Annotated in this window: 24 protein-coding genes; 23 read left to right on the top strand and 1 reads right to left on the bottom strand. The window is 44.9% G+C overall.

Features of this window, described 5'->3' with window-relative positions:
* Window positions 1–40 precede the first annotated feature (40 nt).
* The 3 genes from NSQ57_RS17545 to NSQ57_RS17535 all read left to right on the top strand — a co-directional run bounded on the left by NSQ57_RS17545 (window position 41) and on the right by NSQ57_RS17535 (window position 1907).
* Complete coding sequence (locus NSQ57_RS17545; protein ID WP_039274393.1) at window positions 41–511, top strand: DUF6097 family protein; 471 nt, start codon at window positions 41–43, stop codon at window positions 509–511.
* 52 nt (window positions 512–563) lie between these two features.
* On the top strand, window positions 564–1031 hold the full coding sequence (locus NSQ57_RS17540; RefSeq protein ID WP_341039751.1) for a hypothetical protein: 468 nt from the start codon (window positions 564–566) through the stop codon (window positions 1029–1031).
* Between the two features lie 78 nt (window positions 1032–1109).
* Window positions 1110–1907, top strand: a complete 798-nt coding sequence (locus tag NSQ57_RS17535; protein ID WP_069010496.1) for a hypothetical protein — start codon at window positions 1110–1112, stop codon at window positions 1905–1907.
* 29 nt (window positions 1908–1936) lie between these two features.
* On the opposite strand, the gene NSQ57_RS17530 is transcribed toward NSQ57_RS17535, so the two are convergent.
* Entirely contained in the window at window positions 1937–2359 is a 423-nt protein-coding gene (locus NSQ57_RS17530) for a hemerythrin domain-containing protein (protein ID WP_029515522.1), read from the bottom strand.
* 169 nt (window positions 2360–2528) lie between these two features.
* On the opposite strand from NSQ57_RS17530, the gene NSQ57_RS17525 reads away from it, so the two are divergent.
* The 20 genes from NSQ57_RS17525 (at window position 2529) to NSQ57_RS17430 (ending at window position 23253) form a co-directional block, all read left to right on the top strand.
* The gene (locus NSQ57_RS17525) at window positions 2529–3317 is read left to right on the top strand and encodes a YwiC-like family protein (RefSeq protein ID WP_049816889.1); all 789 of its coding nucleotides are present in this window, start codon (window positions 2529–2531) and stop codon (window positions 3315–3317) included.
* 14 nt (window positions 3318–3331) lie between these two features.
* Window positions 3332–4447 carry a TIGR04053 family radical SAM/SPASM domain-containing protein gene (locus NSQ57_RS17520; RefSeq protein ID WP_069010498.1) on the top strand — a complete coding sequence of 372 codons (1116 nt, stop codon included), beginning with the start codon at window positions 3332–3334 and terminating at the stop codon, window positions 4445–4447.
* A complete protein-coding gene (gene hemG, locus NSQ57_RS17515) occupies window positions 4431–5852 on the top strand; it encodes a protoporphyrinogen oxidase (RefSeq protein WP_208332668.1) in 1422 nt (473 codons plus the stop codon). The genes NSQ57_RS17520 and hemG overlap by 17 nt, the downstream gene beginning before the upstream one ends.
* A 109-nt stretch (window positions 5853–5961) precedes the next feature.
* Window positions 5962–6681 (top strand): iron-sulfur cluster repair di-iron protein, encoded by a 720-nt coding sequence (gene ric / locus NSQ57_RS17510; protein ID WP_029515518.1) that lies wholly within the window; start codon window positions 5962–5964, stop codon window positions 6679–6681.
* A 29-nt stretch (window positions 6682–6710) separates the two neighbouring features.
* On the top strand, window positions 6711–7565 hold the full coding sequence (gene modA, locus NSQ57_RS17505; RefSeq protein WP_341039750.1) for a molybdate ABC transporter substrate-binding protein: 855 nt from the start codon (window positions 6711–6713) through the stop codon (window positions 7563–7565).
* The gene (modB, locus tag NSQ57_RS17500) at window positions 7562–8239 is read left to right on the top strand and encodes a molybdate ABC transporter permease subunit (protein WP_341039749.1); all 678 of its coding nucleotides are present in this window, start codon (window positions 7562–7564) and stop codon (window positions 8237–8239) included. The genes modA and modB overlap by 4 nt, the downstream gene beginning before the upstream one ends.
* Before the next feature lie 198 nt (window positions 8240–8437).
* Window positions 8438–12112, top strand: coding sequence for a nitrate reductase subunit alpha (locus NSQ57_RS17495; RefSeq protein ID WP_342425085.1), 3675 nt, complete (start codon window positions 8438–8440; stop codon window positions 12110–12112).
* On the top strand, window positions 12102–13679 hold the full coding sequence (gene narH / locus NSQ57_RS17490) for a nitrate reductase subunit beta (RefSeq protein ID WP_028542275.1): 1578 nt from the start codon (window positions 12102–12104) through the stop codon (window positions 13677–13679). Before NSQ57_RS17495 ends, narH begins: the two co-directional genes overlap by 11 nt.
* Complete coding sequence (gene narJ, locus NSQ57_RS17485; protein WP_342425084.1) at window positions 13672–14238, top strand: nitrate reductase molybdenum cofactor assembly chaperone; 567 nt, start codon at window positions 13672–13674, stop codon at window positions 14236–14238. The genes narH and narJ overlap by 8 nt, the downstream gene beginning before the upstream one ends.
* Window positions 14238–14921, top strand: a complete 684-nt coding sequence (narI, locus tag NSQ57_RS17480) for a respiratory nitrate reductase subunit gamma (RefSeq protein WP_029515513.1) — start codon at window positions 14238–14240, stop codon at window positions 14919–14921. The genes narJ and narI overlap by 1 nt, the downstream gene beginning before the upstream one ends.
* 45 nt (window positions 14922–14966) lie before the next feature.
* The gene (locus NSQ57_RS17475) at window positions 14967–15419 is read left to right on the top strand and encodes a GAF domain-containing protein (protein ID WP_029515512.1); all 453 of its coding nucleotides are present in this window, start codon (window positions 14967–14969) and stop codon (window positions 15417–15419) included.
* Complete coding sequence (locus NSQ57_RS17470; RefSeq protein ID WP_029515511.1) at window positions 15420–16484, top strand: sensor histidine kinase; 1065 nt, start codon at window positions 15420–15422, stop codon at window positions 16482–16484.
* A 7-nt stretch (window positions 16485–16491) separates the two neighbouring features.
* Window positions 16492–17139, top strand: a complete 648-nt coding sequence (locus NSQ57_RS17465) for a response regulator transcription factor (RefSeq protein ID WP_023989699.1) — start codon at window positions 16492–16494, stop codon at window positions 17137–17139.
* A 22-nt stretch (window positions 17140–17161) separates the two neighbouring features.
* Window positions 17162–17692 carry a hemerythrin domain-containing protein gene (locus tag NSQ57_RS17460; RefSeq protein WP_029515510.1) on the top strand — a complete coding sequence of 177 codons (531 nt, stop codon included), beginning with the start codon at window positions 17162–17164 and terminating at the stop codon, window positions 17690–17692.
* A gap of 166 nt (window positions 17693–17858) precedes the next feature.
* Window positions 17859–19013, top strand: coding sequence for a nitrate/nitrite transporter (locus tag NSQ57_RS17455; RefSeq protein WP_029515509.1), 1155 nt, complete (start codon window positions 17859–17861; stop codon window positions 19011–19013).
* Window positions 19006–20025 carry a ThiF family adenylyltransferase gene (locus NSQ57_RS17450; protein ID WP_029515508.1) on the top strand — a complete coding sequence of 340 codons (1020 nt, stop codon included), beginning with the start codon at window positions 19006–19008 and terminating at the stop codon, window positions 20023–20025. Before NSQ57_RS17455 ends, NSQ57_RS17450 begins: the two co-directional genes overlap by 8 nt.
* Window positions 20026–20110: 85 nt before the next feature.
* On the top strand, window positions 20111–20554 hold the full coding sequence (locus tag NSQ57_RS17445) for a molybdenum cofactor biosynthesis protein MoaE (RefSeq protein ID WP_342425083.1): 444 nt from the start codon (window positions 20111–20113) through the stop codon (window positions 20552–20554).
* On the top strand, window positions 20547–20780 hold the full coding sequence (locus NSQ57_RS17440; RefSeq protein ID WP_029515506.1) for a MoaD/ThiS family protein: 234 nt from the start codon (window positions 20547–20549) through the stop codon (window positions 20778–20780). Before NSQ57_RS17445 ends, NSQ57_RS17440 begins: the two co-directional genes overlap by 8 nt.
* Window positions 20781–20817: 37 nt before the next feature.
* Window positions 20818–21834 carry a GTP 3',8-cyclase MoaA gene (moaA, locus tag NSQ57_RS17435; protein WP_341071059.1) on the top strand — a complete coding sequence of 339 codons (1017 nt, stop codon included), beginning with the start codon at window positions 20818–20820 and terminating at the stop codon, window positions 21832–21834.
* Window positions 21835–22419: 585 nt separating this feature from the next.
* Window positions 22420–23253, top strand: coding sequence for a PRD domain-containing protein (locus tag NSQ57_RS17430; RefSeq protein WP_165149749.1), 834 nt, complete (start codon window positions 22420–22422; stop codon window positions 23251–23253).

Below are 23253 nucleotides of genomic sequence, written 5' to 3'. Positions count from 1 at the left end.
TACTCGTAAGTTAGATACTATTGAAGTGGAGTGAAAAGATATGAATGTTTTAGGTCAGCTGGGATCTGCTATCCAGAGTAGTTTATTTATTCAATCCGAACTGAAGAAAGCTCATGCATTTATTCAGGAGCACGATCTGCCTGTAGAGCAGGTAGAACATGATTTTCACAAGCAGATCATCGTGCTGGAGCAATATACGGGAACTCGCGTTTTTCAGCGAGGGCTTGCTAAATACAAAGTAATCAATGTAATACTTATGATCATATCTGTGATCATATTGCTGGCAGCAGGCATCGTTGCGGCAATGGAATATTTACAACCCGAACGACATTTGCTGCAAGTGCTGGCGAATGCCATGTTTGACTATTGGGTTCCCTCTATTACTTTGCTCAGTGTTGTATTCGTGGGTGTGATCGTTCTCGCCATCGTTAGAACTGTTTATGCCAAACAATTACATACGCGCGTGCTAGATCGGGCCTGGCAGGCCATTTTCAATCATGTGGACAAATAAGGGCAGAGAGCAACTGTAGGAGATTGGCATAATAGCTGAAGGAGTGGCAGCAATGAATGACTGGGAATCGGGAATCATTCAGGTCGATGGTGAGCGTGCGATTTACTCATCGTTAACGGAAGATCAGTTGTTAGAGGCCGACTGGTATTCGAAATATTTTCATTCTGTAAGAAAGCTAGGAAATGAGTATATCTGGTATCATTTCGATCAGGTTTCTTTGCTGCGTCGGCATTTTTTTGTGTCTGTATGCTTTAAGGATACCAGCCTAGTTGTCGTGGAGATTTCGCTCCAGGGCAATGAATTTCCAACTTCGTGGGATAATTGGTCTGAAGAAGGGGAGAGAAAGCGGCAAAGGGAGCATGATCGTTTGTTACAGCAACATTTGTCCGTAAAGCCAAGCTATCGTCAAACAAAGCCTTACCCCTATATGGAATATGAACTGAACTGGGGGAAAATCTCTTCTTATTTTGACCCCCGGTCGGGAAATACGGCCATTGCTTTTAAGTATAAAGATGAATAGTGATCTTACATAAAATACACGACAACCCTGCGCTTTGTGCTGGAGGTGAGGGTGTTGGATGAGTAAGGGAGATGTGTTGTGGATAAAAAGGCGAAAAAAATACTGATGAACACATTCTGGTCCTCTAGCGGCTGGAAGCAGGAGCGGGGATCTTTTTCGGGTGAGGATTTTGAATATGCCAAAAGTAAGGGCTTGATGTTCGATCCGATCACCATTACACATAACGAGATTATAAACAGGCTGCATGAGCTGCACCAGCAAAAGGCTACAAAAGAACGAGTGGCAGCAGCATTTTTGCATAGTCTTTCCACGAAAAAGGTTCATTTACGAAGCGCCTTATCGAGCTGGGCATTAACCGCAGGGCTTCCTTTGCACACCTATGGGGAGCGGCCTGTCGTCCTGCCCAATTACAGTAGCTGTGGGGATTGTAATTTTAATAAATTGATGTCCGATAAGGAATACGTCAATAAAGATTTGAATGTACTAAATTTTGAACGAATCAAATGGGGCGGTATTCGTCTGAACCACCTTCTGTATTGCTGGATGGACCTTGAATTGTTCAGTCAAGAAGAGGATGTTCAGGTTTCCGATGAGGATCTAGCTATACTCCATAACATGCTCGAAGCTGTTCAGAACTGTGATGCTCAAAGCAGTGCACGTCAATTGGAAAAGCGCTGGAAGGATGTGTTTCCATCCAGCAAAAACGAGCGTGATGTTGTCATGGAGGTGTGGGGATATGCCGGACTGCTGGTCCCACAGGACACGCCTCGTAAACGACAGCACGGCAATCATGATTTTTATTCCGTAGCAGCCTGGCAAGGAGATGACGGATACTCACAAGAGGCGTTGGACTATTTCTTTGGTACGTTTTTATAGAGAATGTGAATCGTCATGCCACATCTTGATTATGACGGTTGCTCAAACAATAAACGTTCTTCTTCCCGACTATGAATGGCATTGACAACCAGAAGCGCGTGGAACTGTTGAAGAACTTCAGGCGTAAGCCCTTCTTCACGGATCCCGGCTTTGAGCTCTTTTACAATGATTCGGAGCAAATCATGATCTCGTGTAAGTTTAACGACAGCCTCCTGCAGTTCTGGTTTTTTCTCGACCATCTCCTGATAGAATCCTTCCTCTTCTGCATCAGCATGGCTGAGAATGCGGGTTTCCCAATATTCGATCAAGTGGTCGGCAGCCTGGCGCGCCACCTGGAATTCTTTCGCTTCCAATAATTCCTCTACTTCTCTCGTCTTATCTAGAGCGCCAGATAGCCCGCCTTGATGAATGGCATGATGAGCATGCAGTTGACGTAAAGAAGGTCCTCCCATAACAGTTCATCCTTTCTTTGTTCCCTTTTTTAGTACAGTATAGCATAAGAAAATAGCGTTATTTTTCCGGTTAGGATTTTCCCCTCTAAGGAAAAGGGAACTCCCTAATTGGTTCAATTTCATATAATACTTAGAATGAAGTTAGAAGATAAAACTCAATCTTGGGGGAATGGATGATGAATCGATTAACCGAAATAACAGACATAAAAAAGATTGTGAAAAAAGGATCAAGGGTTTGAGGGGGATGAGCAGATACATACCCAATCAACATGGAGCCTGGGCTATGCTCATTCTTCCATTTTTATTCGGTTTAGCTGCTTCTCGAGGGGATCTCATTCATATACCCCTATTTGTGTGCTGGTTTTTTATCTACTTATTCAGTTTTCCTGTCCTCCAATGGATCAAAACAGGCAGCAGTGAAAGATATCGCAAACCCGCCGTTGTATACGGAGTGATATTACTTCCTTTGTTAATTTCACTGATATGGTTTGAGCCTGCCTTGATCTGGTATGGAGTTCTTTTATTGCTCTTTTTTATGGCTAATATTTATTTTGCGAGAACGAAAAATGAACGTGCTTTACTCAATGACATTGTTGCAATTCTACTCTTTTGTTCTTTTATATATCCCGTTATTTATATGGGGGGAGGAGAGGATTGGAGGGTAGCAACAGAGCTATTCTTGCTTTTGGTGCTTTACTTTATCGGAACTGCTTTGTATGTCAAAACGATCATTCGTGAAAGAAAAAATATACGTTACCATTATGCTTCCGTTATCTATCATGTGGTGATTTTGTTGTTTGCCATTTGGTTAAAGTTATTTCTGTTTGTTCCTTTTTTAATTTTTTTGATAAGAGCCATATGGCTTCCTAAACTCGGATTAAAGGCAAAACAAGTTGGCATGGCGGAAATTGGATTTTCAATGATGCTCTATGTTTTTGTGTTGTTTTTATATTTCTAAAAGGAGAGACATCAATGATATCTTTAAAAACGCCGCGTGATTATCATACTGACCCGTTTATAGTCATCTGGGAGGTTACACGAGCTTGTGCTTTAAAGTGCCTTCACTGTAGAGCGGAAGCTCAGTACAAACCTGATCCTCGTCAACTGACATTAGAAGAAGGTAAGAAGCTAATAGATCAAATCGCTGAAATGAATCATCCGTTGCTTGTATTCACAGGCGGAGATCCTTTAATGCGTCCTGATCTGTTTGAACTGGCTCAATATGCAATTGAAGAGAAAAATCTGTCGGTTTCAATGACCCCCAGTGCCACTCCTAAAGTGACACGAACAGCGGTAGAAAAAGCAAAGCAAGTTGGATTATCGCGGTGGGCATTTAGTCTGGACGGTTCATGTGCCGAGATTCACGATCATTTTCGGGGTACAGCGGGTTCTTACGATACGACCATGCGAGGAATTGGTTATTTAAAGGAACTGAACATCCCTATTCAAGTGAACACTACGGTATCCCGGTACAATCTTCATGATCTGGAGCAAATTGCAGAAAGAGTAAAGGAAATGCAGGCTGTGTTATGGAGTTTATTTTTCCTTGTTCCAACTGGACGTGGCATGGAGAAAGATATGATTACTCCTGATGAGCATGAAGCCGTAATGAAATGGTTGTATCAAATACAGCAACAGATGCCGTACGGAGTGAAGGCTACAGAAGCTCCTCACTACCGGAGGGTCGTGCTGCAGCAAAAGCACAGCGCAGGTGAGAACAGTGTAGCAGACGGACAAAAGAGGGCAGATGTTTTAGGACGTGCTCCTAAAGGCGTAAATGACGGAGATGGATTTGTTTTTATTAGTCATATCGGCGAAGTATACCCTAGTGGTTTCCTGCCTCTTATGTGCGGGAATGTACGAAAGGATAGCTTGGCAGACATTTATCGCAACTCTCCGATCATGATGAATCTTAGAGATAAGTCCCTACTTAAAGGTAAATGTGGAGTCTGTGAATTCAAGGCTGTCTGTGGGGGCTCCAGAGCAAGGGCTTTTGCAATAACAGGAGACTATTTGGAGAGTGACCCTTATTGCGCTTATATACCCGGGGTTGGAGAGGAAAAGTGTTTTCATGAAGAAAAGTTCTAAAAAAGTCGTTATTCTCGGTGGAGGAATAAGCGGTTTAAGTGCTGCCTTTTATGTGAAAAAGCTGGCTGAGGATCGGCAACTTGAAGTGGAGATTACACTGGTGGAGAAAAGTGAACGTCTAGGAGGAAAACTGCAAACCGTTCGCCAAAACGATTTTATGATCGAAAAAGGACCGGATGCTTTCTTGGCCAGAAAGACGGCAATATTGGATTTGACTATGGAGTTGGGGCTGGAAGCAGAGCTGGTATCGACAAACCCGAAAGCCAAATCTGCTAGCATTTTGCATAAGGGTAAACTTCATACGATGCCGATGGGCTTCATTCTGGGCATTCCAACAAAGCTCACTCCCTTCATTCGGACAGGACTTATTTCTCCGCTGGGAAAAGCACGGGCAGCCCTGGATTTAATCATTCCGGCAAAGAAAGGTGATGCAGACGAATCTCTAGGTGATTTTATCAAACGGCGTCTCGGCAAAGAAGTTCTGGACCAGATTACGGAACCTCTGCTGTCTGGAATTTACGCTGGGGATACACATTCCCTGAGCCTCATGTCAACCTTCCCTCAATTTAAACTAATGGAACAAAAGCATGGAAGTCTGATTAAGGGTATGTCTAAAGGGGCGGGGAGAAAGCCAGCAGTACAAGACAACCTGCCAGATATCGCTAAGAAAAGTATGTTTCTTTCTTATCGGCTAGGATTATCTTCGATCGTGGAGCGGCTAAAGGAAAGGCTGGATACCGTACGTTTTGTTATGGGGCAAGGTGTAGTTGAAGTAAGGAAAGAAAGCGGTTATCAGGTCATTTTAGAACATGGACAAAAAATAGATGCGGATGCGGTGATCTGCGCTGTTCCAGCTTTTGAAGCGGCTACATTATTCTCCGGCGTTGCAAGCGCTAGCTGGTTACACAAGATTCACTATGTTTCCGTAGCCAATATTGCTCTTGCTTATAAAAACACAGATCTTAATCTTAATTTTGAGGGAACGGGATTTTTAGTACCCCGCAAAGAAGGTAAAAAGATTACGGCATGTACTTGGTCTTCGACGAAGTGGAGCCATACTGCTCCTGAAGGATATACGCTTTTACGGACCTACATTGGACATGCAGGTGCACAGGAGTGGATTCAGATGACAGACGATCAACTTGTGGATGCCGCGCGTAAAGATTTGAAAGATTTAATGGGCCTGGAAGCGGAACCGGAATTCACCGAAGTCAGTAGGTGTGATCGATCAATGCCGCAATATCCGATTGGACACAAAGAGCATATGGCGAAGATCAGACAGGACTTCGCACAGGATTTACCGGGTGTTTTCCTATGTGGTGCCGGCTATGGGGGCGTTGGAATTCCAGATTGCATCGCTCAAGGGAAAGAAGCGGCTGAACAGTTGCTTTCTGATTTTTTATAATCAGGCTCTTTCCACGAATGAAAGAGGGAACCCCCTGATTGGTTCAGCTTTAAGGGAGACGTAGAATGAAAGTTAAGTATAAAATCGAAGTAAGATGGAGGAATGGAAGATGAGCCAGTTAACGGAAGAAACATGGGTGGCGGACATTGTGAAAGCAGTACCCAAAACGGGAGATCTGTTCCGCAAACTGAGGATTGATTTCTGCTGTGGAGGGAAAATATCGCTCCGTGAAGCAGCAGCCAATCAAGGTCTCCACGCTGGTGAACTGCTGACGCAGATACATGAAGTGGAAGAAAAGCAGGCACAGCATAAGCAAATGCAACCTCCTTCACTCGAACCCAAAGAACTAATCGCCTATATTCAAAATGAGTATCATACGAAGCTTCGGGAAGAACTATCGGCGTTAACGCCGTATGTAACCAAACTAACGCGGGTTCATGGCGAACGTTATCCGCATCTAAAGCGAGTTAATGAACTGTTCACCTTGCTTAAACAGGAAATATCGGAACATATTCAATATGAGGAGGACCTTGTGTTTCCGATGATTGAAGCATTTTTACAAGAATCAACAATGGAACGAGCAGATGAGTTAAATCCAATTTTGTCCAAGTTGCAAAACGAACATCAAACGGTGGTGGAATTCCTGAAGGAAATGCGCTTGATCACAAATGGCTTTGAGCCGATGCAGGAAGCTTGTGGTACGCACCGACTCGTATTGAAACGGTTAGAAGACCTGGAAGCAGATATTTTTAATCATATTCTTCTTGAAAATTGTACATTGATCGAACGTACGAAACAGGCACAGCTAATAGCAAAACCCATTAATTAATGATGAACTAACATGAGGAGCCGAACCAATTGCATAAATTAATTAAAAGTAGCACTGTTTTCGTTTTGGTTATTTCCATCATTTTATTACTTTCAGGGTGCGGTGCGGGGCAACAATCAGCTTCAAATGGTAGCAGCACGGCCCAGAACAACGAGGCCTCCAGCCAGGATTCTTCGAAAAAGGCTGAAACTGTTGAGCTTACCATATCCGCAGCTGCAAGTTTAACGGATGCGCTCAAAGAAATTCAGCATTCATACGAATTAACCCATACAGGCATCCAATTGAATTTTAACTTCGGTGGCTCTGGTGCGTTGGAAAAACAAATTGAGCAAGGAGCGCCGTCGGATTTGTTTCTGTCCGCTTCGAAGAAAAACTTGAAGTCTCTCGTAGATCAGCAGTTAATAGAGAGTAATAAACAAAAAACATGGCTGACGAATGAATTGGTCGCGGTTATCCCAGCAGATGGGACGATGAACATTGCGAGTGTAACCGATTTAACAAAAAGAGAAGTGAAGAAAGTTGTGATCGGAATTCCTGAAAGTGTTCCTGCAGGCAACTACGCACAGGAAGCGCTGACGAAAGCGAAGCTTTGGGACACGTTACAGAGCAAGCTGGTTCAAGCAAAAGACGTTAGACAAGTGCTGCAATATGTGGAAACTGGGAATGCTGATGTCGGATTTGTATATAAAACAGATGCATTAACTTCACAAAAGGCAAAAATCGCCTTTGCGGTGGATTCCAAAACCTATTCACCTGTTGAGTATCCAATCGGGATTATCAAAGGTTCAAAGCACATTCAAGAAGCCGAAGACTTTTATGCATACCTACAATCACAAGAATCTCTGAATATTATGGCTAAGTATGGATTTACCATACCGAAGTGAGCATGCAAGATATAGATTGGAATGAATATTGGCCTCCTATCCGCTTATCGTTGCAGGTTGCACTGTTATCCAGCGTTCTAGTAATCATATTAGGTTTGCTTGTGGCATGGTCCATGTCACGGTTAGGTTTATTTAAAGGGAAAACGGTTGTTGAAACTGTGCTTATGCTGCCCTTGGTACTCCCACCGACGGTTGTTGGTTTTTTACTACTAATATTACTAGGACGAAAAAGCGGGTTCGGACGTTTTGTGGAGCAATCGTTTGGAGAACCTATTATATTCTCGTGGTGGGCTGGGGTTATAGCAGCGGTGGTAGTGGCTTTTCCTCTTGTCTATCGGACACTGAAAATGGGATTGTCTTCTGTTGACCAGGACTTGGAAAACGCGGGACGTTCGATGGGTGCAAGTGAATGGCAGGTTTTCCGGTATATCACCTTTCCTTTAATTTTCCCTTCTTTTAAAGCTGCCTTTATACTCGGTTTTGCCCGCGGCCTGGGCGAATTTGGTGCTACGTTGATGATTGCCGGAAATATTCCGGGTAAAACACAAACGATTCCGACGGCCATTTATATTGCGGTGGATTCTGGGCATCTTCCTATGGCCTGGGCCTGGACGTGCTCTATCATACTCATTTCTTTTATCATGCTCCTGTTAACGGGCCAAAAGAACAATTAATCTCTTCATATAAGCTTCCCTTTAGCAGGGGGAGGCTTTTTTGTATCTTTCGATAGAACGAGGGATTTCCTGTAGCGCTATAGGACATTCCCTAATGGGAACAGCGATGAATGAATTACATAATGAGAGTAAGCGAATGAACCTTCCCATGGAACTTGCGTTGGGATGATTTATTCTAAAAAGGAGTGTTGGTCATCGATGAAAAAAAAATACAACCTCAACTTTTTTAAACCGATCGAAAGCTATTCGGGAAATTGGTCAATCCTTGAGGAAAAAAATAGAGAATGGGAAAACGTGTACCGACAGCGTTGGTCTCACGACAAAGTGGTTCGGACGACTCACGGAGTGAACTGCACGGGTTCCTGTAGTTGGAAGGTTTTTGTGAAAAACGGCATCATTACTTGGGAAAATCAACAGATCGATTATCCTTCCTGCGGTGTAGATATGCCAGAATTTGAACCGCGGGGATGCCCGCGTGGCGCTACATTTTCCTGGTATGAATACAGTCCATTACGTGTGAAATACCCTTATATGCGCGGTAAGCTGTTGCGGCTTTGGCAGGCTGCCATCCAGGAACATGCCAATCCGGTGGAAGCATGGGCAAGCATTGTGGAAGATCCGGAGAAAGCCAAGCTCTATAAAGCAGCTCGCGGAAAAGGCGGTCATGTCCGTGTCGCTTGGGACGATGTGCTGCGTCTGATCTCGGCGCAACTCATCTATACCATTCGTAAGTATGGTCCTGACCGGATCGCGGGCTTTACGCCAATACCGGCGATGTCAATGATAAGCTACGCTTCAGGAGCCAGATTCATTTCGCTTATTGGTGGACAGATGTTGAGTTTCTATGACTGGTATGCCGACCTTCCGCCTTCATCTCCTCAAATTTGGGGTGAGCAGACGGATGTACCGGAATCTTCTGATTGGTACAATGCGGGTTACCTGATCATGTGGGGATCGAATGTACCACTTACCCGGACGCCAGACGCTCATTTTATGACGGAAGTACGTTATAAGGGGACAAAAGTTGTATCAGTGGCTCCCGACTTGGCGGAGAATGTGAAGTTCGCTGACAACTGGCTTGCACCACATCCGGGTACAGATGCTGCTGTAGCCCAGGCTATGACACATGTTATTCTGGATGAGTTTTACAAAGAGCGCCAAGAACCGATGTTTATTAACTATGCCAAACAATATACAGATATGCCGTTTATGATTCTGCTTGATCCGCACGAGGGAGCCTGGAAAGGTGGACGTTTCCTACGGGCGAGTGACCTTGGAGATGCTTCGCAGCATGCGGACTGGAAGCCAGTCATATATGACGAAGCAGCGGGGGAAATGCTGGTTCCGAACGGTACGATGGGACAGCGCTGGGAGCAGGATAAGAAATGGAACCTGATTCTGGAGCGGGAAGACGGAACAAAAGTTGAGCCCGCACTCACTGTGGAAGGTCATGGCGAGCAATGGGAAGAAATCGTATTTCCTTATTTTGATAACGCGGGTAATGGAACATTCAAACGTGTAATTCCGGCCAAAAAAGTACGCTTGGCAGATGGCTCGGAACGTTACGTAGCAACCGTGTACGATTTGATGATGAGCCAGTACGGTGTCGCACGCAATGACAGCTCTCATAACGCCAAGAATTATTACGACGAAGCTTCGCATTATACCCCTGCCTGGCAGGAGAAGATCACAGGTGTGAAGGCGTCTGTTGTGGTACAGATTGCTCGGGAATTTGCTCAAAATGCTATCGATACCAAAGGGCGCTCCATGATTATTATGGGTGCGGGTATCAACCACTGGTTCAATAGTGACACCATCTATCGGTCCATCTTGAACCTTGTCGTGTTGACGGCTTCCCAAGGTGTAAACGGTGGAGGCTGGGCGCATTATGTGGGTCAAGAAAAGCTCCGCCCAATCGAAGGCTGGTCAACGATTGCCTTTGCAAAAGACTGGCAAGGAGCAGCTCGACAGCAAAATGCTACATCGTTTTTCTACTTTGCAACAGAGCAGTGGCGTTACGAAGAAAGTGGAACAGACACTTTGAAGTCACCGACTGGCGGGGATGTCAGTTACAGACATCCAGCAGACTACAACGTGCTCGCAGCGCGTCTGGGTTGGCTACCTTCTTATCCACAGTTTAATAAAAATAGTCTGTTGTTCGCCGAAGAGGCAGCGCAATTAGGCAAAAAGTCCAACGAGGACATCATTAAACATTCTGTGGAAGAGATTAAATCACGTAAGACACGCTTCGCTGTAGAAGATCCTGGGGCAGCCGAGAACTTCCCGCGTTCACTCTTTGTTTGGCGGTCCAATCTGATTTCCAGTTCGGCAAAGGGACAAGAGTATTTCATGAAGCATTTACTCGGAGCATCTGATGCCCTGCTTGCCCGGCCGAACGAGGAGCAGAAACCGGAGGAAATCGTTTGGAGAGAAGATGTAGAAGGAAAGCTTGATCTGATGGTTGCACTTGATTTCCGGATGACGACAACCCCATTGTACGCGGATATCGTGCTTCCGGCGGCAACCTGGTACGAGAAAACGGATTTGTCGTCAACCGATATGCATCCTTTCGTACACCCGTTTAATCCGGCCGTTAATCCACTGTGGGAATCTCGTGCAGACTGGGATATTTACCGCCAGCTTTCCGAAGTCTTTTCTAATATGGCGAAAGAGTACCTGCCAGGTATATATAAAGACCTTGTGACCGCGCCGCTCGCACACGACAGTGTGGGTGAAATTTCACAGCCGATGGGTCTTGTAAAGGATTGGACGAAGGGTGAGATTGAAGCGACCCCGGGTAAAACCATGCCGAATTTCAGCATCATCGAACGTGACTATACTAAAATTCACGATAAATTTATCTCACTCGGTCCGAATTTGACTACTGGGAAAGCAGGTGCGCATGGCGTCAGCTTCTCCGTAGCAGAAGAATATGAGGAAATGAAAAAGTTGAACGGAGTTTATTACGATGAGTCCATTAAAGACGGACTGCCAAAAATCCAGACAGCTCGCCAAGTGGCCAATGCAATTCTTCATCTTTCATCCGCGACTAATGGACGGGTGTCGCAAAAGGCTTATGAGCAGGCAGAAGAGCTTCACGGTGTTGAACTTAAAGACATCTCGGCTGATCGGGCAGCGGAAAAAATCACTTTCCAAAGTATCACGGCACAGCCTCGGGAAGTTATACCGACACCAGTATTCACTGGATCGAACAAGAAGGGACGCCGCTATTCACCATTTACAACGAATATTGAACGTCTCGTTCCGTTTCGTACTTTGACGGGAAGACAGCATTTCTATATTGATCATGAGATTTTCCAACAATTTGGAGAATCATTGCCGATCTACAAACCGACGTTGCCACCGATGGTGTTCGGTCCTCGGGATCGGGAAATAAAAGGCGGACAAGATTCACTCGTGCTTCGCTATCTGACACCGCACGGTAAATGGAATATTCACTCCACCTACCAGGATAACCAGCACATGCTTACGCTGTTTCGTGGAGGTCCTACCGTATGGATCAACAATGAAGACGCAGAGGCGCACGATCTTGCTGACAATGACTGGGTAGAGGTATACAACCGTAATGGCGTCGTAACCGCCCGGGCCGTTGTCAGCCATCGGATGCCAAGAGGGACTATGTTCATGTACCATGCTCAGGATAAGCACATTCAAGTGCCAGGCTCTGAAATCACGGATACACGCGGCGGTAGTCATAACGCACCAACAAGAATTCATCTCAAACCAACCCAGATGGTCGGTGGATATGCTCAGCTTAGTTATGGATTCAACTATTATGGTCCAATCGGCAACCAGCGTGATGTGTACGTTGCGGTACGTAAAATGAAGGAGGTTAACTGGCTTGAAGATTAAAGCTCAAATTGCCATGGTCATGAACCTGGATAAATGTATTGGCTGCCATACGTGCAGCGTGACATGTAAAACAACCTGGACGAACCGCAAAGGTGCGGAGTATATGTGGTTTAACAATGTGGAGACTAAACCCGGTATCGGTTATCCGAAGCGCTGGGAAGACCAGGAATTATATAAAGGCGGCTGGCAGCTCCGCAAAGGGAAATTGGAACTGAAGTCAGGCAACAAGCTGTCCAAAATAGCACTGGGTAAGATTTTTTACAATCCAGACATGCCAGAAATGAAAGATTATTATGAGCCCTGGACTTACAATTACGAGCAACTGACCAACGCCGGTGAACAGAAGCATTCACCTGTGGCACGCGCGCACTCTGCGGTAACGGGTGAAAAAATGGATTTGGAGTGGGGTCCAAACTGGGAAGATGACCTGGCGGGTGCGCATGTAACCGGTCCGCTTGATCCAAATATTCAGAAAATCGAAGAAGAGATTAAATTTAACTTTGAGAAGTCGTTCATGGTTTATCTCCCACGGCTTTGCGAACATTGTTTAAATCCGAGCTGTGTCGCGTCCTGTCCTTCAGGTGCTATGTACAAACGGGACGAGGACGGAATTGTGCTCGTGGATCAGGAAGCATGTCGCGGCTGGCGGTATTGCATGACGGGCTGTCCATACAAAAAAGTGTACTTTAACTGGCAGACGAACAAAGCGGAAAAATGTACCTTCTGTTTCCCACGTGTGGAAGCAGGCCTGCCGACAGTCTGCTCCGAGACATGTACAGGACGAATTCGCTACCTCGGTGTTATGCTGTATGACGCGGATCGGGTTCTTGAGGCCGCTTCTACGCAGGACGAGAAAGAGCTTTATAAGGCGCAGTGTGACCTGTTCATGGATCCTAGTGATCCGGCAGTGATCGCTCAAGCGAGAAAAGACGGCATCTCGGAGGACTGGATTGAAGCAGCGCAGAACTCGCCGGTCTACAAGCTTGCCATTGAGCACAAGCTGGCATTCCCGCTTCATCCGGAATATCGTACATTACCTATGGTCTGGTATGTTCCACCACTTAGCCCGATCATGAATTACTTTGAAGGGAAAGACTCGATTGAGAATCCCGATATGATTTTTCCGGCTATCGAAGAAATGCGTACCCCTATTCAGTACCTTGCCAATATGCTGACGGCGGGCGACACCCAAACCGTGAAGGAATCCTTGCAAAGAATGGCTATGATGCGCTCCTATATGCGTGCTCAATCCACAGGACAATCTTTTGATGAAAGCCGTCTTGAGCGCATTGGCATGACACCTCGGCAGACTGAGCAGATGTATCGGCTTCTGGCGATTGCCAAGTATGAGGATCGTTTCGTAATTCCAACGTCGCATAAAGAAGGATATTCGAATCCGTACCGGGCTCAAGGATCTGCGGGTTACGGAGATACCATGGGAAATATGGGTTCAGGCTCTGGATGTGACGGCTGTAGTATGGCAAGTTCAATGGGGATGGAAGAGCCTTTGAAAACGGGCAAAGAAATGTATGAAGAAAACTTCTACGGGGGTATTTGGCGTGATTAATGTAGCGAAGCTGTATGAATGCAAGCCATCATTCGGGTTTTTCGCCCAACAACTCATGTACCCGGAAAAGCTGGATTTTCATCCGGCTTTTCTGGAAGCATCGTTTGATCCAAACCATCCGGCATATACGCATGCGAACACCTACTGGTCCCTTATGCAAGAGTTCAGTATGGAAGAGATTCAGGAAATGTATACAGAAACCTTTGATTTTCAAAAAAATTGTGCACTATATATGACTTACTTCAAATTCGAAGATGCAAAAGAACGGGGACAAATGTTGGTCAAGTTAAAGGTGCTATACGAGATGTATGGTCTTGAAATGCCAGATGGTGAGCTGCCAGATTACCTTCCGCTCATGTGTGAATTTCTGTATGCCGCCGAATGGTCGCAAGATCCGAAGACGACAGAAAACTTCCGCATGCCAATCGCGATCCTGGAAGACGGCACATATCATTTACTTAAAGCGCTGGAGAAAATGGAAAGCCCGTATTTTCATCTGGTCAAGGGACTGCGCGAAACGCTTAAAGCATGCGTAGAACAGGAGGCAGCTGCGCAATGATGATGCTAGAGCAGTTTTTATGGGTTATTTTCCCTTATATGTGTGTGGTCGTCTTTATTGTAGGGCATATTTTCCGCTACAGAAATGATCAGTTCAATTGGACAGCGAAATCAAGTGAGTTTATTGAAAAGAAACAATTGATGATCGGAAGTCTCTTATTCCACCTGGGTATTATCCCGGTTATTATGGGTCATGTATCCGGTCTGGGCATACCCAAAACCTGGATGCATGCACTGGGTGTAAACGATCATCTATATCATATTGGAGCAGTTTATATTGGTGGAATATTTGGAGCGATGACGTTCCTCGGTATGTTGATTCTTACCTCTCGTCGATTTACAATACGCAATGTGCGCCATTTAAGTACGGCGTCTGATTTGATAGTAAACGTATTGCTTTTGGCCATTGTATGCATGGGGATGTTTGCGACTCTCGTAACGAATGCGGTACAGCCAGAATTCGATTATCGAGAGACGATCTCAATCTGGTTCCGCGGTTTATTCGTATTCCGTGTCGACCCGACACTGATGAGAGACGTACCGATGTCCTTCAAGCTTCATATTCTTATGGCCTTTGCGATTTTTGCATTCTGGCCGTTTACCCGGCTTGTACATGTGTGGAGTGTTCCGTTGAATTATGTGCGCAGAAGTTATATCCTTTACAGAAGACATAAATCGAATTAGGAAAGCGGGCTCTGCCTTCTTTCCTAATTCTATTAGGAGAGAGCGATGAATAATAGGATGGATTATCAAAGGGAGCTTGAGCGAATACGCGAACATTTCGGTTATGATTTCATGGCGCTTGCTCTGGTTGAACCGGCCGAATATCAATACGTAATTAAATGGAAAAATGCAGCCGGTAATTTAAATGATCGCTTTAAGCGAATTGTACTGCAATCCGGAAAGGGCATAGCAGGAGTCGTGTTCAAAACTGGGAAATCCGTTTTCATTCCATCTGTTCATCAATATGTGGGGGCAGACAACCTGTTTAACTACCCGATCGTTCAATCCGAGAAACTCAAGAGTCTCGGGGCTGTTCCCCTATGGAATGATGCTCGCGTCGCGGGCGTACTGCTTGGTGGATTTCGGGAAGAACTGCTGATGACCGCAGCCATGATGCGTGATTTGGAAGCTTTGGCGCATAGGGGATTTGGAGAGTTGAACGGGAAGGAAGTGATGTAATTGACATTATCTGTAGGGACTGGCTCTTTGAATGCGCTAATGGTGAAGTTGTTTGAGAACAGTACAGAAGCCATTTTCTTTTTTGATGGGCAAGGGAACACCCTAGCTATGAACCCGGCAGCGGAGGAGATTGTGAGCGATGACGTCCTCATTCAACTCTATGAAGGGAAGGAAAAAGCTTTGTGTGGAACATGCAGGGGCTATACAAGCGAAACGGAGCCCCGTACCTGCCTTGATTGTTATTTCAATATGCCAGAATCCAAGGATTTCGCTTCTTTTCAGGTATATCTGGAAACAAAGAGCAACGGAATGATCCCCTATGCCGCTTCTTTTCACACCATTGATTCTGAACATGGAACAAGGGTGTTGATGTTGAGGGACTTGACTCCGCAATTTCAGACGCAGGAAAAATTGTATCAAAACAAAATGATGAAGCATGTCATTGAAGCGCAGGAAAATGAGCGTAAACGGCTTTCCAGGGAACTGCACGACAGCGTCGCCCAGGAATTGATGAGTGCGGTTGTTGAGCTGCGGGTGTTAAAATACATGACGAATGATGAACAGCTCATCAAAAACATGAAGCAGACTGAAGCATCCATGACGCGATTGCTGGATGATATCCGCAACCTGTCTGTGGAACTACGCCCCGCCACACTTGATGATTTTGGGCTTGAAGCGGCATTTCGTTCCCACTTTAAGAGGGTTGAACAAAGCTTTGGTCTTGTCGTTGAATTTGTGTCGGATCTTCCCCAAAAGCGATACGGAAGTGAAAAGGAAACGGTCATTTACCGTGTCTGCCAAGAGGCTGTTCTCAATGCCTTAAAATATGCCCAGGTAGACATGGTTAAAGTTTCTTTGACTGAGCACGATCATACGCTTCGTTTGACTGTAGAGGACGATGGAATTGGCTTTGAAAAGGGGAGCCAGCCTATTGGAACGGGATTAGGTTTATATGGCATGCAGGAGCGAGCAGAGCTGGTAGGCGGAAGTTTTGGCGTCCTATCAAATGTGGGTCAGGGAACCAAAGTCTTTTTGCAAATTCCGATTGGCCAAGAGGAGGAATAGAGACTTGATCAAAATTGTGTTAGCGGATGACCATGCTATTGTACGAAGCGGATTTTCCATGATTTTGAACTTCCAATCGGATATGGAGGTTGTCGGAACGGCTGCGGATGGCATTGAAGCGTATACGATGGTAGCTAAATATCGTCCGGATATTCTAATCATGGACCTCAGCATGCCCCCAGGCGAAAGTGGATTGATCGCCACAGGCAAGATTAAAGAAGACCACCCTGATACTAAAATTCTGATTTTGACCATGCATGACGATGAAGAATATCTTTTTCATATTTTAAAGAATGGTGCTTCAGGATACGTTTTGAAAAATGCTCCAGATGAGGAGCTATTACTTGCCATACGAACCATTCATGGGGGTGGGACTTATATCCATCCTAAAATGGCTACTTCTCTCGTTCGTGAGTTCATCAAAAAAGATACAACGTCACAATCAGAAGATCCTTATGAGATCCTGTCCAAGCGGGAACTGGAGATTCTGCCTCTGGTCGCAAAAGGTTACGGTAACAAGGAAGTTGCGGAAAAGCTGTTCATCTCTGTCAAGACGGTGGAAGCAAATAAAGCGAAGATCATGGAAAAATTGAATTTAAGAAGCCGGCCTGAACTGGTCCAATATGCATTAAAGAAAAAAATGCTGGATTTTTAGCCGATGAATGGAGGAAATCCGCGTGCTGGAAAATGAGAAACTGCGCTTTTCCAAACCTGCCATGCGTATTCTTGAAAATGAGCATCGATATCTAACATATCTGATGGATGAATGGCATGCCATTGTATTGTGGTTTGAGCAGCACAGAATACTAGATTTGGAAGAAGGCCGCAAGCAACTGGAAAAACTGAGAATGCAGATTCTCGACTTTAGGGTACCCCTCAAGAAACATACCGAAAAGGAAGAAGAACACTTCTTTTCTATGCTAGGAACCTACATTGGTTTTGAGCAGGGACCGCTCGTCGGTATACAGGAGGAGCACCGTGAAATAGAGGGCTATATCGATCATTTTCTTCATCAGACGGAGGGCGATTTGAGTTTGCTCACGCTTGATGACATTCAAGAGGCAGCCAAGAACGCGGGAGAGGCCTTTGAAGTGCTGACTGTACATTTTATAAAAGAAGAAACTGTACTTTTTCCTATGGCAGAGCAACAGATCAATCGGAATGATCTAACCAAGTTATGTGACAAATTAAATACACTTATCTCTTAAAAAGACCAAGCCGCTTCCTATAGAAGCGGCTTTTTTATATTTTCAGGGAGTCCCCTGTCGGGTAAAGGGGAGTCCCCTATATTCGAACAGATCGGCTAGCGGCTACAATGGGGACAGAAATTCAATTTAATAATTCGACAGAAAAAACGTTGAAAAGGTGAGTTAAATGATTAGAAAAATGCAGTTACCGTTACAAACATTGAACTTGATTCTTGGATTCATGGTATGGGTTATCATTTCTTCGCTTATGCCGTTCATTACGGAGGATATTGCTATTCCGCCCGGAAAATTGGCCATGGTCACGGCGATTCCGGTCGTGCTTGGTTCGATTCTGCGCATCCCGCTTGGTTATTATGCCAACATCTTCGGAGCAAGAATCGTTTTTCTCGTTAGCTTTATTTTGCTTTTGTTTCCCGTCTACTATATCAGTGAAGCTTCTACGATGACGGATTTAATTATTGGTGGCTTGTTCCTTGGGATTGGAGGAGCTGTGTTCTCGGTTGGGGTGACTTCGCTGCCGAAGTATTATCCAAAGGAAAAGCATGGGTTTGTAAATGGAATGTATGGTATAGGAAACTTGGGAACAGCCGTCACTACCTTCTCGGCCCCTATTGTGGCTACCCAAATCGGCTGGGCCCCTACAGTGAAGCTGTATCTCATTCTGCTGCTTGTTTTTATCGTTTTGAATTTCTTCTTTGGGGATCGTCATGAAGCTAAAGTGAAGACGCCCATTATGGAGCAGATCAAAGGGGTTTATAAAAATGAGAAGCTTTGGTTTTTCTCGCTCTTTTATTTTATTACATTTGGCTCATTTGTAGCGTTCACGGTGTACTTGCCGAATTTCCTGGTATCAAATTTTGAACTGACCAAAGTGGATGCAGGGATGCGTACAGCTGGCTTTATTGCGATTGCTACTTTCTTCCGCCCTATCGGTGGCTGGCTGGCGGATCGGTTTCAGCCTCTGTTCCTGCTGGTAGGCACGTTCTCTGTTTATACGGTCGCTGCGATTCTTTTGGCTTTTTCACCAGGGATCACCCTTTATACAGTAGGCTGCTTGGCGATCGCTGTATGTGCTGGAGTAGGGAATGGCGTCATCTTCAAGCTAGTTCCATTTTATTTTAATAAACAAGCAGGTATAGTTAACGGAATTGTATCCATGATGGGCGGTCTCGGTGGCTTTTTCCCTCCGATCTTGTTGTCGACGATTCATGCCGCTACTGGCCATTACTCCATTGGATTCATGCTGCTCTCCCAAGTGGCGCTGGCTAGCCTGATCCTCGTCATATGGCTGTATTATCAAGGGACACAATCTAATGAATGAGCGTTATTCCAGACAGATCTTATTTAGACCCATTGGTGGCGAAGGGCAGCGTAATCTATCCGCTGCTGTCGTCACCATTATCGGTTGCGGGGCACTGGGTTCTGCCATCGCCGAAACACTGGTAAGAGCGGGCGTTGGGGAGCTCCATCTTGTTGACAGGGATTACGTAGAGATGTCGAATCTGCAACGTCAGCAGCTGTTCACGGAGCAGGACGCCGCGGAAATGCAGCCCAAGGTTATGGCAGCCGAAAAAAGGCTGAAAGCTATACGAGAAGACGTGCGCTTGCACACATATCTCGATAATTTAGATGCTGAGCTTGTTCTAGAACTTGCCAGCAAGAGTATATTACTGATGGATGCTACGGACAATTTCGAAACTCGTCTGCTGATCAACGATGCTGCACTGAAGGCAGGAATTCCATGGATTTATGGAGCCTGTGTTGGAAGCACAGGCGTTGTTTTTCCATTCGTGCCGGGCGAGTCAGCTTGTTTACGCTGCCTTCTGCCATCGCTGCCTGCGATCAATCAGACCTGCGATACGGCTGGAATCATCTCACCCGCAGTCCAGGTGACAGCCGCCCTCCAATGTGCAGAAGCCATGAAGTGGCTGAGCGGCGGACGTGATAAGATGCGTCGCAAGGTTCATCTATTTGATTTATGGGAGAACACGCAGATGGACATAGGGATTTCCCGCATCCGTAACCAAGATTGTCCAACCTGTGGAGAACATCCTACGTTTCCTGCACTGACAGCATCACGTCGCTCGGCGTATGCTGCTCTGTGCGGACGGAACGTTGTACAGGTTCTTCCAGACCCACAACGTCCGATCACGCTCGATGATGCAGAAAAAATGGGCAGGCTTATAGCAGATCGTGTGAAAAGAACCCCTTATTTCGTTGAATTTTATGCTTTTAAGCATCGAATGATTTTATTCAAAAACGGAAGGCTTCTCATACACGGTGTACGGAGTGTTGCCAACGGTCAAAAACTATATCATCAGCTGTTCGGTTAAATGAGATATAGATACAAAAAGCAGAAATATTTAAAAGAGTCTGTCACCGGAGAGTGGATTGTCCGGGGGCTGGAAGGTGGAAAAGATGAGTGTATTTGAAATCGTGACGGAGCCCATTATCCCGCAGGGTTATGCGGATTATGTCCTAAGGCCGGAAGCAGGAGCGGTGACTATTTTTACAGGGCACGTACGAGAATGGACTCAAGGCGTACGGACCTTATACCTTGCTTATGAGGCCTATGTCCCCATGGCCCAAAAAAAACTCACAGAGATTGGTCGCGAAATCGAACAGAAATGGGAAGGGACGCGAGTGGCAATCGCGCACCGCATTGGCGAGCTTCAAATCGGTGATATCGCCGTTGTCATTGCCGTTTCTTCACCTCACCGTTCGGATGCGTATGAGGCAAATGAATACGCGATCGAACGAATTAAAGAAATAGTTCCTATTTGGAAACGAGAGATTTGGGAAGATGGAACGCAGTGGGTCGGAGATCAAAAGAAAAAGCCGGGGGAGATCAGTCATGATTAAGCTGTACTACTTTGCGGGACTCCGTGAGGTGACGGGAAAAACAGAAGAATTGGCAGATTTGGCGGGCCAAACGGTAGGCGATTTATCCAATTGGATAACAGATCAATATCCAGATATGCCGATCGAGTCTGTGCGAATTGCGATAAACGAGGAGTATGCGTTGTCTACGGATGTATTACAGGATGGAGACATTGCAGCCTTCATTCCCCCAGTCAGCGGTGGCTAATAATAACGATGCTAAACAACTAGAAAGGAGAGGGCGTATGAATTTTTATCCACTGAAAGACACGTTGCAGCGGCCAATTCGTGACCTGCGTATATCGGTTACGGACCGCTGCAATTTCCGTTGTTCCTATTGCATGCCCAAAGAAATATTCGGTGACGATTACGCCTTTCTTCCTCAAAATGAATGTCTGTCGTTTGAAGAGATACACCGGCTAACGAAGCTCTTTGTATCCCTGGGTGTAAAAAAGATCCGACTCACGGGCGGCGAACCATTAATGCGCAGGAATCTATCCGACCTGGTTTCCCAAATCCTGTCCATTGACGGAGTGGAAGATATCGGCTTGACCACCAATGGTGTGCTGCTAGGACAGCAGGCTAAGCCTCTCTATGACGTGGGGCTACGACGGCTTAATGTCAGTCTGGACGCTCTGGACCCTGAGCTATTTGGGCGATTGAATGGGCGGGGGATTAAGCCTGATTTTATTTTGAAGCAGATCGAATATGCAAGAGAAATCGGCTTTGAAATCAAGGTCAATATGGTCGTTCAAAAAGGCGTTAATGACTCGGAGATTTTGCCGATGGCCGCTTATTTTAAGGAGCAGGGAATAACCCTTCGCTTTATCGAGTTTATGGATGTAGGGAATGACAACGGATGGAGCTTCAAAAAGGTACTAACCAAAAAACAAATTGTTGAACGACTTAAGAATGCGTACGAGCTGGAGCCGATGGATCGGGATTACTTTGGAGAAGTGGCAAAACGTTACCGTTATAAAGACAGCGACGCACAGATTGGTTTTATTACTTCGGTTTCTGAATCATTTTGTTCGTCTTGTACACGCGCCCGCTTATCGTGCGATGGCAAGTTTTATACATGTTTGTTTGCTTCAGGCGGATTCGATTTACGCCAGATGCTTCGTAATGAAGCGGATGACCAGGAACTACTCGATGTGATTACTTCAGTATGGGAACAACGTACAGACCGGTATTCCGATGAACGTACGGAGCAGACAGCTAACAACAAAAAAAAGATTAACATGTCCTACATTGGCGGATGACATTTTATACCATGATAGTGTGTTGTATTTGATGTGGTTGCTCCGAAAAAGAAAGCGCAAACATTTTTGTTGGCAAAACTTAAATTCGATGTTATTATGATTTTGGGATTGTTACTGAAAAGGCAAAACCCGAGGCATGGAATTCAATTTCCATGTGTTGGGTTTTGCCTTTTCTTTTTAGAATACATGCTTTGCGATATCCTGCATGATATGAAAATCTGCCCAGCCATAACGCAGAAAGGTGAGTGATATAAAGCCTTACAAGTGCTGAACAACAAAGATGATGACGTCGACCAACGAATCGACATCCGAAAAATGATGTCATGGGACGTGGTTAACCGACTATATCCATTTTCAGAACGGAATATCAGATCGGTTTGGGAGCACTCAAGATCAATGATGGAAAACGTAAGGCTTTGTCTCTTATTATGAATGCGTTTTCATAACACGGAATTGTAAATCAATACATTTGAATTTGATTTACGACGAAGGTTTGATCGGCTATTACCGTCTTGTGACCTATCTGAAATTTCGCCCAGCATCTAAATCCTTTTTTAAATTTGATGGGATAAGGGGGGCAGTTAGATGATCATAACGAAGATCTTTAATAACAACGCCATAATAGCCAAAGATCAAAAAAGAGATGAATTTGTTGTTATGGGTCGTGGTATTGCATTTAAAAAGAGTGCAGGCGAACAAGTAGAAGAGCATCTAATTGAAAAGGTCTTTGTGCTTAAACATAAAGATGCTTCAGAGAAATTTAAGTTATTGTTAGAGGATGTTCCATCAGAATATGTTTCGTTATGCTATGACATCATTGAATATGGAAAAAGCATATTAGAAGTACAATTGAGCGATTATATATATGTTTCGCTTACGGATCATATGAACAATGCATTTAAAATGTTTGATGAAGGGTTTAAAAATGCAAATCCGTTAATTTGGGAGATTAAAAAATTTTATCCCAAAGAATTTGCGGTTGGCTTAAAAGCACTGGAGTTTATTGAAGATGAAATAGGCAAACGATTGTCAGAAGATGAAGCAGGTAATATTGCTCTTCATTTAATCAATGCTCAAGTAAACGGCTCCTGCAACAAGGTAGCAGATGTTGCTCAGCAAACTCAAAAAATACACGACATCTTGAATATTATTAAATACTCTTATAATACCACCATAGATGAACACTCGATCAGTTATGAGCGATTTATTACACATTTAAGATTCTTCTTTCAGCGATTAAATAAAAAAGAAAAAGTAGAACTGGAAGACGATTTTTTATGGAGGCAAGTGAAAGCAAAGTACAAAAAGGCTTATGGCTGCATGCTGAAGATTGAGAAATACTTGGATATGGTATTGTCAGATGAGGAAAAGCTGTATATCACGATTCATATTCAGCGTGTGACCCAAAGACAAAATTGA

Origin of the sequence: Paenibacillus sp. FSL L8-0502, assembly GCF_038593055.1 — a bacterium.
GTDB classification, from domain to species: Bacteria; Bacillota; Bacilli; order Paenibacillales; family Paenibacillaceae; genus Paenibacillus; species Paenibacillus polymyxa_D.
Note: the sequence above shows the minus strand (reverse complement) of the source record. Positions and strands in the feature narration are given on the sequence as shown.

Bases quoted from the DNA above. Each gene is read 5' to 3' on its own strand.
- NSQ57_RS17495 (WP_342425085.1), top strand. From the start codon at position 8,438: ATGAAAAAAAAATACAACCTCAACTTTTTTAAACCGATCGAAAGCTAT.
- NSQ57_RS17540 (WP_341039751.1), top strand. From the start codon at position 564: ATGAATGACTGGGAATCGGGAATCATTCAGGTCGATGGTGAGCGTGCG.
- NSQ57_RS17450 (WP_029515508.1), top strand. From the start codon at position 19,006: ATGAATGAGCGTTATTCCAGACAGATCTTATTTAGACCCATTGGTGGC.
- NSQ57_RS17445 (WP_342425083.1), top strand. From the start codon at position 20,111: ATGAGTGTATTTGAAATCGTGACGGAGCCCATTATCCCGCAGGGTTAT.
- narI (WP_029515513.1), top strand. From the start codon at position 14,238: ATGATGCTAGAGCAGTTTTTATGGGTTATTTTCCCTTATATGTGTGTG.
- moaA (WP_341071059.1), top strand. From the start codon at position 20,818: ATGAATTTTTATCCACTGAAAGACACGTTGCAGCGGCCAATTCGTGAC.
- NSQ57_RS17520 (WP_069010498.1), top strand. From the start codon at position 3,332: ATGATATCTTTAAAAACGCCGCGTGATTATCATACTGACCCGTTTATA.
- NSQ57_RS17545 (WP_039274393.1), top strand. From the start codon at position 41: ATGAATGTTTTAGGTCAGCTGGGATCTGCTATCCAGAGTAGTTTATTT.
- NSQ57_RS17525 (WP_049816889.1), top strand. From the start codon at position 2,529: ATGGATGATGAATCGATTAACCGAAATAACAGACATAAAAAAGATTGT.
- NSQ57_RS17440 (WP_029515506.1), top strand. From the start codon at position 20,547: ATGATTAAGCTGTACTACTTTGCGGGACTCCGTGAGGTGACGGGAAAA.
- NSQ57_RS17530 (WP_029515522.1), bottom strand. From the start codon at position 2,359: ATGGGAGGACCTTCTTTACGTCAACTGCATGCTCATCATGCCATTCAT.
- hemG (WP_208332668.1), top strand. From the start codon at position 4,431: ATGAAGAAAAGTTCTAAAAAAGTCGTTATTCTCGGTGGAGGAATAAGC.
- NSQ57_RS17430 (WP_165149749.1), top strand. From the start codon at position 22,420: ATGATCATAACGAAGATCTTTAATAACAACGCCATAATAGCCAAAGAT.
- NSQ57_RS17475 (WP_029515512.1), top strand. From the start codon at position 14,967: ATGAATAATAGGATGGATTATCAAAGGGAGCTTGAGCGAATACGCGAA.
- ric (WP_029515518.1), top strand. From the start codon at position 5,962: ATGAGCCAGTTAACGGAAGAAACATGGGTGGCGGACATTGTGAAAGCA.
- NSQ57_RS17455 (WP_029515509.1), top strand. From the start codon at position 17,859: ATGATTAGAAAAATGCAGTTACCGTTACAAACATTGAACTTGATTCTT.